This window comes from Streptomyces sp. NPDC056948, from assembly GCF_042674225.1.
Taxonomy (GTDB): domain Bacteria; phylum Actinomycetota; class Actinomycetes; order Streptomycetales; family Streptomycetaceae; genus Streptomyces; species Streptomyces purpurascens.
On record NZ_JBHUQX010000323.1, the window covers coordinates 1 to 11,146 of the forward strand.

Genomic DNA, 11,146 nt, shown 5'->3' on the forward strand with positions numbered 1-11,146 from the left:
CAGGTGAGAGGCCCCGGAGAGATCCGGGGCCTCTTGCGTTTCGGTGGCGGGTTACGTGCTGAAAGGGGACGCTGGAGCCAGGGGCTACGTGAGGGAGAGGCACTCCATGGCCCAGACCAGCCCAGATCACAAGGCGCGCACGCCGTTCCTTTCCCGCCCGGGCGTCCGCCGCTACCTGCCGTTCGTTCTGATCACCGCGGTCGCTCTGATCTTCATCTTCGAGAACCGCACGAGTGTCGAGATCCGTCTTCTCATCCCGATGGTGACCATGCCGCTGTGGGGCGCCCTGTTGATCGCCTGGGCTCTCGGCATCGTTGCCTCCCTCTTCACCGTGCGCCGCCGGTCGAACCGGCACTCACGCAAGACGGGATAGCTCTCGGTCAGCGAGTCGCTTCGTCCAGGAGCAGGTACAGCAGGCCCACGAGCGATCCGCCTGCGTACGTCGCGTCGTCGGCGCGGAAGACGTGGTGCTGTGAGTCGGTGATGCCGTTGGCCGGCTCGGCGTAGATCAGGGGCTTGACGAGGCCCGGGCGCCAGCCGGTTTCCTCCAGGACCTCGCGGGCGGCGGCCTCCTCGGGCGTCTCGCCGTCCTCGACCAGGCCCATGGGGAGCTCCCAGGCCCATGTGTCGGTGACGAAGCGGTGCCGCCACATCATCAGAACCTCTCGCCGGTCATTGACCACGGCGGCCACGGCCAGGTGCCGGAGGCGGACGATCGAGTACTCACACCGGCTGCCGTCAGGCTGCTGGACATCGGCCAGACACAGCTTCACCTGATTCTTGCGAGGATGCCTCGGCGTTCACGCCGGAGAGGAATCGCATCCCGTGACGGCGGCGCGGAGCGTCGCCGTGTCCGGTCTCCTGGGGCGCGGAGCGCCCGCAAAGCCGCCGACGGAGCCGAAAAGGGAACGGATGTGCCCGTGTTCGCTGGTTGGGGTGGCTTTGCCGTAGTGGGGTACGGGTGTGCGCATGTCGCACGTACGGTCTTTATGTGAGGGCTGGGGTGATCGGGGCGGGGCGTGGGAGGGGGATGTTTTGTCGGTGGTGAAGGAGGCCGGGGGCGCCGGGCATGCCCGGTGGACGTTCCGGCTGCGGGTGTCGTCGACCGCCGAGCGTGCGCTGCTGGCGGAGTGGGATCGGTGCAGGTGGATCTGGAACGAGTCCGTGGCCAAGTCCAAGCAGACCCACCTCTGGAACAACAACCGCCCCGACGACACGGACAAGGCGACGTGCGGTCCGGCCCGGCTCGACACGATGCTGACCGAAGCCCGCGCGAAGACGCCGTGGCTACGAGAGGGCTCATCGGTTCCCCAGCAGCAGATCATCCGCGACTTTGGCAAGTCCCGCGCGAAGGCACAGAAGGACATCCGCGAACGTCTGCCGCAGCATCGCCGGGCCGGGATGCCGAAGTACAAGAAGAAGCGCGAGGCCGACCCGAGCCTGAACTACACCAAGCGCGGCTTCCGGCTGAAGGACGGCCGTCTGCACCTTGCCGGGAACATCGTCCTGACGGTCGTGTGGTCGCGGGGTCTTCCCGCCGAACCGTCCTCGGTGCGCGTGTACCGCGACAGCGTCGGGCACTGGCACACCTCGTTCGTCGTGCCCGTCGAAGTCCAGCTGCTGCCCGAGACCGGCCAGGTGATCGGGATCGACTGGGGCGTCAGCAAGACCGCGACCACCACCAGCGACACCCATGACCTTCCCCACGCCCGGCACGGGAAGAAGGCCCAGGCGCAGCTGTCGCGGTACGACCGCATGATGGCCCGCCGCAAACCCGCTAAGGGACAGACAGCCTCCAAGAGCTACCGCGCAGCGAAGAAGCTGCGGGCCAAGGCGTACAAGAAGGTGTCCCGGCAACGCCAGGACACCGGCCGTAAGTGGGCCAAGCGCGTAGTGGCCGACCACGACGCCATCGCCGTGGAGGACTTCCGCCCGAAGTTCCTCGCGAAGTCGACCATGGCGAAACAGGCCGCCGATGCCGCCATCGGCGCCACCAAGAAGGCCCTGTTGGAGATGGCCCGCAAGCACGGCAGGATCGTGCACCTGGTCCATCCCGCGCACACCACGATGGACTGCGCGCAGTGCGGAGCGAGAACCAAGCACGCACTACCGCTTTCGGAACGAACCTACGCCTGCACCGCGTGCGGAACCGTCTCGCCCAGAGACAAGAACTCCGCCCGCGTGATGCTGGCCCGGGCTGGTCTCAACCCGGCTGGTGCTGATGGCGCAAGACCAGGCGGGACGCTGTTCCGCCGGGCAGCCTGAGCCAGGAATCCCCCTCGTTTACGAGGGGGAGGATTCAACCACTGGTTGCTGTAGACCGCCGCTCGCCATGGGTCTGATTCCATGCCCCTGCCCCTCTCGACGGGCCGTCAGGATCTCAAGCCGGACGCCCCGCCGCGATGGGGGGGGGGAGCCATGAGTGAACTGGTGGAGCGGGTGGACGAGCAGGATCGCGTGCTCGGTCTGGTGGAGCGGGGCGAGGCCATCGAGAGGGGCTGGCTGCACCGTGTCGCGACGACCGTCTGCCGTGATCCGCAGGGGCGCATCCTCGTACATCGGAGGCAGGAGGGTGTGTCCCGGTTTCCGGGGCAGTACAACTGGCTGATCGGCGCCGCCGCGGAGGTCGGGGAGTCGTACGAGGAGGCGGCGGCGCGTGAACTCACCGAGGAACTGGGCGTCCGGGCGCTGGTGCGGTTCGTCTTCAAGTTCCTGTGTGACGGGCTGATCAGTCCCTACTGGCTCGGGCTGCACGAAGCCGTGGTCACCGAGGTGCTCGCGCCCGACCCGTCGGAGATCGCCTGGCACGGATGGCTCACCGAGGGCGAGTTGCGGGAGGCATTCGGGCAGTGGACCTTCGTCGAGGACGGCGTCGATGCCTTCAGGCGTTACGTGGCTCGGCCGGTCCCCGGTCGGTCGGGGCGGCAGTGCTCCTCCAAGTAGTCCGCCGCCACAGTGCTCGCGCGGGTGAACCAGTCGTTCAGGAGCGCGATTTCGGCAGGGGAGTAGTCCGCCATGAGTTCCGCGAGGCGGGCGTAGTACGGCGCGTAGACCTCCAGGACGCGGGCGACCGCCTCGGGTCGGGCGGCTACGCGGATGCGGCGGCGGTCGGTCGGGTCGGGGCGGCGGGTGATGTAGCCGGCGCGTTCCAGGCGGTTGAGGATGCCGGTGACCGCGCCGGTCGTGACGTGGACGCGGGCTGCCAAGTCGCCTGCGGTGAGGAGGTTTTCGCCGGCCTCCATCACGTAGGCGAAACAGGTGAGGTCGGTCACGTTCATGCCGACCTGCTGGGCGATCTCGTGCTGTCCGACCAGGTGGGTCGCGATGAGGTGGTCCATCGCCGACAGTGCCTGCTCCGGCGTGGCGGCCGGACGCGGCTTGGCTTGCATTCCCAATTCCCTTAGCTCGTGAGAGGTTTGGGCCCTGAACGGCTGGGTGGTGAGGGGTTCGGGGTGCGTCCCCGGAGTCCATCGGTGTGATGAGGGGGCAGCGCGTGAGCGCACATCAGTATGACCACGGGCACACGTTCGCGGGGTGGGTCGGATGCGCGATCGGGAGCGTCGCGGCCACTGTGGCGGGTGCCGGTGTTGTCTTGGTCTCGGGGTTGCTGATCGCCGGTGGAACAGCCATCGGGGTCGTGGCTCTGCTCGTCACCTGGGCGCTGCACCTCTCCGGGTGGGGCAAGGGGCCCGGCCTCCGGCCCCGGGCGGAGTGGAGCTGGCGCGTGCGGGACTCGTCGGCGCCGGGTGGGCACGACGAGTGCCTGGGGTGCCGGCTGGCCGGGCGGCGGCCGGTGGCGGCGGCCGGGGTCGTGCCCGTGCGTGCGGGTGGGGAGACGGAGGCCGCTGCTGCCGTGGGGGCCGATGCCGTGAGGTGATCCCGCCTTCCGTGAGATGACCCCTCCTGCCGTGAGGTGATCCCTTCCCTCCGGGCGGCCGGTGTGTCGTCGTCCCCGTCGATCGTCCCGGCCGGGCGCCCCCGCGTCGTTGTCAGTGGTGCCCTCTAGTCTCGGCAGAGATGGCACAGGCATGGAAGTGCTCGGGGCTGCGATGGTCGGCGGACGGTCCCGTGCTGGTGTGGGACGGCGGGCGGCGCAGTGCGCTGACCTGGGGGAAACGCGTGGCCTTCGGGGTCGCGGAGGGGGGCGTGCGGACGTGTGTGGGGGCTCGGGGGCATGCGTGTCCGGCGCGGGTGGCCGTGCCGGGGCGGAGTACGGGGGCGCGGTGCGAGGAGTGTGCGCGGCTGGACCGGGCGCACTCGGTGGCCGCCGACACGATCGCGGACGATCCGCGGCCGTATCACGTGTATCTGGCGTGGTTCGGGCCCGGCATGACCAAGGTCGGGATCACGGCGGTGGAGCGGGGCTCGGCCCGGCTGCTCGAGCAGGGTGCCGTCTGCTTCAGCTGGCTGGGTGCCGGGCCGCTCATGGCCGCGCGGCGTACGGAGGAGCTGCTGCGGGCCGCGCTGGGGGTGCCCGACCGGATTCCATACGCCGAGAAGCGGGCCGTACGGGCCGCGTTGCCGCAGGCGGCGGCCGATCGGGCCGGTGAGGTCGCCGAGTTGCACGCGCGGGCGGTGGCGCTCGGGGGGTGGCCGGAGTCGCTGGGGCGGGAGCCACTGGAGGTTGTCGATCATGTCGATGTGTTCGGGCTCGCCGGGCTGTCCGGCGCCGTCGGGGGCGTGAGTGAGCTGGTTGCCGGTGGGGTCGTGAGCGGGGAGCTCGTGGCCGCCGCCGGGCCCGATCTGCATCTGGCCACCGGGGGTGGAGTCGTCGTGCTCGATACGCGGTTGATGACCGGGTGGGAGCTGGTGCCTGCGGCGAGTGGTGAACTGTCGGTTCCTGTGAGGGAGTTCAGGGAGGCGGCCGGTGTGCAGGACGGGTTGTTCTGACCCGCCCAGCGGATCCACAGCTTCCCCAACACCCCTCACCCCACCGAACGCCGACATTCCCAGGCGTTCCCTGAGAAGTGCCTGTGTGTTTCTCAGGGAATTCACAGGTTGCCGAAAGGGTGCTCTCAGAGGTCCCCGACATCGTGTTCACATGACCACGACCTCGCCCCAGGGGCGCACCGAACTGCTGAGGCCGGACGGGAGCCCCGTCCGCGTGCTTGTGGTGGACGACGAGCTGTCGATCACCGAACTGCTCTCCATGGCCCTTCGCTATGAGGGATGGCAGATCCGGAGCGCGGGGGACGGCCAGGGCGCCGTCCAGACCGCGCGCGACTTCCGGCCCGACGCCGTCGTGCTCGACATGATGCTGCCCGACATGGACGGGCTGGCGGTTCTGGGGCGGCTGCGGCGGGAGCTGCCGGACGTGCCCGTGCTCTTCCTCACCGCCAAGGACGCCGTCGAGGACCGGATCGCCGGGCTGACGGCCGGTGGCGACGACTACGTCACCAAGCCGTTCAGCCTCGAAGAGGTCGTCGCACGGCTGCGCGGGCTGATACGCCGCTCCGGTGCGGCCGACCGGCGCTCGGACTCCACGCTGGTCGTCGGCGACCTCACCCTCGACGAGGACAGCCACGAGGTGACCCGGGCCGGTGCGAACATCCACCTGACCGCGACCGAGTTCGAGCTGCTGCGGTTCCTGATGCGCAACCCGCGGCGCGTGCTCAGCAAGGCGCAGATCCTGGACCGCGTGTGGTCGTACGACTTCGGCGGGCAGGCCAATGTCGTCGAGCTCTACATCTCGTATCTGCGGCGGAAGATCGACGCCGGGCGCGAGCCGATGATCCACACCCGGCGTGGTGCCGGTTACCTGATCAAGCCCGCGGTGTCATGAGCGGGCGACGACGGACGCGTACGCAGCAGAGAGCGGGCGAGAAGTCGCGAGCGGGCAAGCCGCGCACTCTGCGGACGCGGCTCGTCGTCGCGTCCGTGGTGCTGATCGCTGTGGTGTGTGCGGTGATCGGGACCGTGACGACGCTTGCGCTCAGGTCGCATCTGTACGAGCAGTTGGACGCGAAGGTCGACGATGCCGGCAAGCGGCTGTCGGGCCCTATGAAACCCGGGGGCGGGAAGGACGGAGACGGGAACGAGCAGGGCGAGGAACAGCAGAACGCCGGCTCGACGGACAGGATCACCGGCTTCGCCAGGGGACCCGCGCAGCCGGACACCATTGCCGCCGAGGTCGGCGCCGACGGCAGCGTCACTCAGGCGGTCCTCGCCGAGGAGACCTCCAACGACAACGGCCCCTTCCAGCCGAACCTGCCCGTCGCGCTCACCGACGAGCAGAAGTCCGCCCTCGCCGAGGTGCCGACGACGCACCGTATGTACACCATCGACATCCCCGACCTCGGCGAGTACCGCGTGCAGTACGTCTCCGAAGTCGACGGCAGCGGCACCTACTACGTCGCCCTGCCCACCGAATCCGTCACCACCACCATCAACACCCTCATCCTCGTCGAGGTGAGCGTCACCGGCGCCGGACTGGTCGCCGCCGCCATCGCCGGCTCCGTGCTCATCGGCGTCGCCACCCGCCCCCTCCGACGGGTCGCCGCCACCGCCACCCGGGTCTCCGAACTGCCCCTGCACACCGGCGAGGTGAACCTCAGCGAGCGGGTGCCCGACTCCGAGACCGATCCGCACACCGAGGTCGGACAGGTCGGTGCCGCGCTCAACCGGATGCTCGATCATGTCCACGGGGCGCTGCACGCACGGCAGCAGAGCGAGACGCGGGTCCGGCAGTTCGTCGCCGACGCCAGTCACGAGCTGCGCACCCCCCTCGCCTCCATTCGCGGGTACGCGGAGCTGACCAGACGCGGAAGAGAGGACGTCGGGCCCGACACCCGGCACGCGCTCGGGCGGATCGAGTCCGAGGCCGGGCGGATGACGCTGCTCGTCGAGGATCTGCTGCTGCTCGCCCGGCTCGACGCGGGGCGGCCCCTCCAGTTCGAGCAGACCGACCTCGTACCGCTGGTCGTGGACACCATCAGCGACGCCCGTGCCGCCGGCCAGGACCACAACTGGCGCCTCGACCTGCCCGACGAGCCCGCGCTCGTGTCGGCGGACGCGGCCCGGCTGCAACAGGTCCTCGTCAACCTGCTCGGCAACGCCCGCAATCACACACCGCCCGGTACGACCGTCACCGCGCGGGTGCAGCGGCGGGGGCCCTGGCTGTGCGTGGACGTGGAGGACAACGGTCAGGGCATCCCGGCCGAGTTGCTCCCGCATGTCTTCGAACGGTTCGCGCGCGGCGACTCCGCGCGTTCCCGCAACACCGGATCGACCGGTCTCGGCCTCGCCATCGTGCAGGCCGTGGCGACCGCGCACGACGGAGCCGTGACGGTCGACAGCGTGCCCGGGCGGACCGTTTTCACGGTGCACCTGCCCGCGCTCCCGACGCAGCCGCAGCCGGAAATGAGCTGGCAACAGCACTCACAGGCACGCCACAGCGTCACCACATCGGTACAACAGGGCGCCTGACGAAAGTCGGTTCCATGCGAACCGATTCTTCTCCCGGCACCCTGCCGGCGCGGGAGCACCTCCCGGCCGCGCCAGCCGGTACGCCTGTCCTGGACGTAGTGATCCCCGTCTACAACGAGGAGAAGGACCTCCAGCCGTGCGTCCGCAGACTGTACGAGCACCTCGAAAAGACGTTCCCGTACGCGTTCCGCATCACGATCGCGGACAACGCCTCCACGGACACCACCCCGCGGGTGGCGGCGCGGCTGGCGGCGGAGATTCCCGAGGTCACCCTCTTCCGGCTGGAGCAGAAGGGCCGCGGCCGGGCCCTGCGGGCCGTCTGGTCGGCCTCGGACGCCCCCGTCCTCGCCTATATGGACGTGGACCTGTCCACCGACCTCAACGCCCTGCTCCCGCTGGTGGCGCCGCTGATCTCCGGCCACTCGGACCTCGCGATCGGATCCCGGCTCGCCCGTAGCTCGCGCGTGGTGCGCGGCCCCAAGCGGGAGTTCATCAGCCGGGCCTACAACCTCATCCTGCGCGGCTCGCTCCAGGCCCGCTTCTCGGACGCACAGTGCGGGTTCAAGGCGATCCGCCGTGACGTGGCGCAGGTGCTGCTGCCGCTCGTCGAGGACACCGGCTGGTTCTTCGACACCGAGATGCTGGTGCTCGCCGAGCGCGCGGGGCTCCGTATCCACGAGGTGCCGGTCGACTGGGTCGACGACCCCGACTCGACCGTGCACATCGTCAAGACCGCGACCGACGACCTCAAGGGCGTGTGGCGGATCGGCAGGGCCCTGGCCACCGGCTCGCTGCCGCTGGACCGGATCGCCCGGCCGTTCGGCGACGACCCGCGCGACCGCGAGATCAAGGACGTACCGAAGGGCCTGGCCCGCCAGCTCGTCGGATTCTGTGTGGTCGGCGCCCTGTCCACCCTCTTCTACCTGCTTCTCTACAGCGGCTTCCGCGTCTTCACCGGGTCCCAGTTCGCCAACGCGCTCGCCCTGCTGGTCTCGGCGATCGCCAACACGGCGGCCAACCGGCGGCTCACCTTCGGGGTGCGCGGACGCGGCGGCGCCGTACGGCACCAGGCGCAGGGCCTGGTCGTCTTCGGCATCGGACTCGCCCTGACCAGCGGCTCGCTCGCCGCGCTCAACGCGGCCACGTCCGAGCCGGCGCACTCCACCGAACTGGCGGTGCTCATCGCCGCCAACCTCGCGGCGACCGTGCTGCGTTTCCTGCTCTTCCGGGCGTGGGTGTTCCCGGACCGCCGCGACGGCGAACCGGCGGTGGTCGCCTCGCACACTCCGGTCCACCCCCTGTCCTCGCCGACCTTTTCCACAGCGCGCCACGACCCGTACGGGCCGCTGCCGCAGCGCACCCCCCAGTACACGCACAACACCGCCCAGTGGGGGAGGGACGCCACCATGCAGCTCCAGCCGGTGCGCCCGCACGACACCGACCCGAGGGACTCCCGATGACGATCCACTACGACCAGCAGACCGCCGGCAGAGACACGAGTCCCGACACCTGGACCCGCCCCCCGGCACCCGCACCCCACGCCCATGAACCGAAGCGGCCCTTCGTGCGACGCCTGTGGCACGGCCGCCCCGAGGACCCCCGCTGGGCCCGCCCGGCCTTCCTCGGACTGCTCCTGGTGACCGCCGCGCTCTACCTCTACAACCTGAGCGCCTCCGGCTACGCCAACTCCTTCTACTCGGCGGCCGTCCAGGCCGGCAGCCAGTCCTGGAAGGCGCTCTTCTTCGGCTCGCTGGACGCGGCCAACGCCATCACCGTCGACAAGCCCCCGGCCGCGCTGTGGCCGATGGCCCTGTCGGTGCGGCTCTTCGGCCTCAGCTCCTGGGCGATCCTCGCCCCCGAGGTCCTGATGGGCGTCGGCACGGTCGCCGTCGTGTACGCCGCGGTGCGCCGTCGGTTCAGCCCCGCGGCCGGTCTGATCGCGGGCGCGGTGCTCGCGCTCACCCCCGTCGCGGCGCTGATGTTCCGGTTCAACAACCCGGACGCGATGCTGGCGCTGCTGATGGCCGCCGCCTGCTACCTGGTGATCCGGGCGCTGGAGGACGGCCGTACGAAGTGGCTGCTGTGGGCCGGTGCCGCGATCGGCTTCGCCTTCCTCGCCAAGACCCTCCAGGCCTTCCTGATCCTCCCGGCGCTGGCGCTGGTCTACGGCGTCTGCGCCCCGGTGACGGTGAGGAAGCGGATCGGCCAGCTCGCGGCGGCCCTGGTCGCGATCGTCGTCTCCGGCGGCTGGTGGGTCGCGATCGTCGAGCTGTGGCCCGCGTCGTCCCGCCCGTACATCGGCGGCTCGCAGAACAACAGCTTCCTGGAGCTGACCTTCGGCTACAACGGCCTGGGCCGCCTCAACGGCGACGAGACCGGCAGCGTCGGTGGCGGTGGCGGCGGGGGCGGCAACGGCGGCGGCGCCTGGGGCGAGACCGGCTGGGACCGGATGTTCAGCTCCTCCATCGGCGGTCAGATCTCCTGGCTGATCCCGGCCGCGCTGCTCCTGCTCGTCGCCGGCCTGGTGGCCACCCGCAAGGCCCGCCGGACCTCTACGACACGCGGTGCGTTCCTGGTCTGGGGCGGCTCGCTGCTGATCACCATGGTGGTCTTCAGCTATATGCAGGGCATCTTCCACGAGTACTACACCGTGGCCCTCGCCCCCTACATCGCCCCGCTGATCGGCATGGGCGCGGCGCTGCTCTGGGAGAAGCGCGACAAGGCGTGGGCGTCGCTGACCCTGGCGGCCGCGATGACGGCCACCGCGGCCTGGGGCTACGTCCTGCTCAACCGCTCCTCCGACTACCTGCCCTGGCTGAAGTGGCTCGTCCTGGTCGGCGGTCTGACCGCCGCTCTCGGCCTGATCTTCGCCGGACGGCTGGGCCGTCGACTGGCCCTGGGTGCCGCGGGGCTCGGCCTCGTCGCCGCGCTGGCCGGTCCGGCGGCGTACACCCTCACCACGCTGAACGAGGGGCACTCCGGCTCGATCGTCACGGCGGGTCCGGCGGTCTCGGGCGGCCGGGGCGGACCCGGCGGTGGCGGCGGCATGGGCGGCGGTCCCGGCGGGGGCGGCATGCCCGGCCAGAACAACCAGCAGGGCCAGAACAACCAGCAGGGCGGCCAGAACCAGCAGAACGGCAACGGCTTCCCCGGCGGCGGCATGCCGGGTCAGCAGGGCCAGCAGAACGGCAACGGCAACACCCAGGGCCAGAACCAGGGCCAGAACCAGCAGCAGGGCGGCCCCGGCGGCCGGACCGGCGACGGCGGTGGCATGGGCGGCGGCGGTGGCGGCATGGGCGGACTGCTCAACGGCGCCAGCGTCAGCTCCGAGGCCAAGGAACTGCTGGAGAAGAACGCGGGTGACTACACCTGGGTCGCGGCGGCCATCGGCGCCCAGAACGCGGCGAGTTACCAGCTCTCCACCGGAGACCCGGTGATGGCCATCGGCGGCTTCAACGGCACGGACCCGTCCCCGACCCTGGCCCAGTTCAAGCAGTACGTGGCGGACGGAAAGATCCACTACTTCATCAGCTCGGGCAGCGGCGGCGGCATGGGTGGCAGCAGCGACGGCACGTCCTCCCAGATCACCTCCTGGATCGAGGCCACCTTCAAGAAGGTCACGGTCGGCTCGGCCACCTTCTACGACCTCACACAGAAGGCGAGCGGCTGACGGTCCCCCGGTACGGCCGAGTACGGCGAAGGGCGGTGGCCGAGTGCCCTG

Annotated in this window: 11 protein-coding genes; 9 read left to right on the forward strand and 2 right to left on the reverse strand. The window is 70.3% G+C overall.

Going from position 1 to position 11,146, the window contains the following annotated elements; translation table 11 throughout:
- Nucleotides 1–106 precede the first annotated feature (106 nt).
- Nucleotides 107–373 carry a hypothetical protein gene (locus ACFTZL_RS32305; RefSeq protein WP_382589948.1) on the forward strand — a complete coding sequence of 89 codons (267 nt, stop codon included), beginning with the start codon at nt 107–109 and terminating at the stop codon, nt 371–373.
- Nucleotides 374–380: 7 nt separating this feature from the next.
- Here the strand turns inward: ACFTZL_RS32305 and ACFTZL_RS32310 are convergent, their stop codons facing one another.
- On the reverse strand, nt 381–773 hold the full coding sequence (locus tag ACFTZL_RS32310) for an NUDIX hydrolase (RefSeq protein WP_382589951.1): 393 nt from the start codon (nt 771–773) through the stop codon (nt 381–383).
- A gap of 262 nt (nt 774–1,035) precedes the next feature.
- Here ACFTZL_RS32310 and ACFTZL_RS32315 point away from each other — a divergent pair, with 262 nt between their 5' ends.
- Nucleotides 1,036–2,265, forward strand: coding sequence for an RNA-guided endonuclease InsQ/TnpB family protein (locus ACFTZL_RS32315; protein ID WP_382589954.1), 1,230 nt, complete (start codon nt 1,036–1,038; stop codon nt 2,263–2,265).
- 153 nt (nt 2,266–2,418) lie between these two features.
- Nucleotides 2,419–2,943 carry an NUDIX hydrolase gene (locus tag ACFTZL_RS32320; RefSeq protein ID WP_382589957.1) on the forward strand — a complete coding sequence of 175 codons (525 nt, stop codon included), beginning with the start codon at nt 2,419–2,421 and terminating at the stop codon, nt 2,941–2,943.
- Here the strand turns inward: ACFTZL_RS32320 and ACFTZL_RS32325 are convergent.
- Nucleotides 2,889–3,389, reverse strand: coding sequence for a MarR family winged helix-turn-helix transcriptional regulator (locus ACFTZL_RS32325; protein WP_382589960.1), 501 nt, complete (start codon nt 3,387–3,389; stop codon nt 2,889–2,891). The two genes, ACFTZL_RS32320 and ACFTZL_RS32325, sit on opposite strands and share 55 nt — an antisense overlap.
- A 104-nt stretch (nt 3,390–3,493) precedes the next feature.
- Between ACFTZL_RS32325 and ACFTZL_RS32330 the strand changes: the two genes are divergently transcribed.
- From ACFTZL_RS32330 to ACFTZL_RS32355, 6 genes are all read left to right on the forward strand, one after another.
- Nucleotides 3,494–3,877: an HGxxPAAW family protein gene (locus ACFTZL_RS32330; protein WP_382589963.1), complete on the forward strand. Its 384-nt coding sequence runs from the start codon at nt 3,494–3,496 to the stop codon at nt 3,875–3,877.
- A 140-nt stretch (nt 3,878–4,017) separates the two neighbouring features.
- A complete protein-coding gene (locus ACFTZL_RS32335; RefSeq protein ID WP_382589966.1) occupies nt 4,018–4,890 on the forward strand; it encodes a DUF2797 domain-containing protein in 873 nt (290 codons plus the stop codon).
- 151 nt (nt 4,891–5,041) lie between these two features.
- The gene (locus ACFTZL_RS32340) at nt 5,042–5,782 is read left to right on the forward strand and encodes a response regulator transcription factor (RefSeq protein ID WP_382492481.1); all 741 of its coding nucleotides are present in this window, start codon (nt 5,042–5,044) and stop codon (nt 5,780–5,782) included.
- Nucleotides 5,779–7,425: a sensor histidine kinase gene (locus ACFTZL_RS32345; RefSeq protein ID WP_382589969.1), complete on the forward strand. Its 1,647-nt coding sequence runs from the start codon at nt 5,779–5,781 to the stop codon at nt 7,423–7,425. Before ACFTZL_RS32340 ends, ACFTZL_RS32345 begins: the two co-directional genes overlap by 4 nt.
- A gap of 14 nt (nt 7,426–7,439) precedes the next feature.
- The gene (locus tag ACFTZL_RS32350) at nt 7,440–8,885 is read left to right on the forward strand and encodes a glycosyltransferase (protein WP_382589972.1); all 1,446 of its coding nucleotides are present in this window, start codon (nt 7,440–7,442) and stop codon (nt 8,883–8,885) included.
- The gene (locus ACFTZL_RS32355; protein ID WP_382589975.1) at nt 8,882–11,095 is read left to right on the forward strand and encodes an ArnT family glycosyltransferase; all 2,214 of its coding nucleotides are present in this window, start codon (nt 8,882–8,884) and stop codon (nt 11,093–11,095) included. The genes ACFTZL_RS32350 and ACFTZL_RS32355 overlap by 4 nt, the downstream gene beginning before the upstream one ends.
- Nucleotides 11,096–11,146 lie beyond the last annotated feature (51 nt).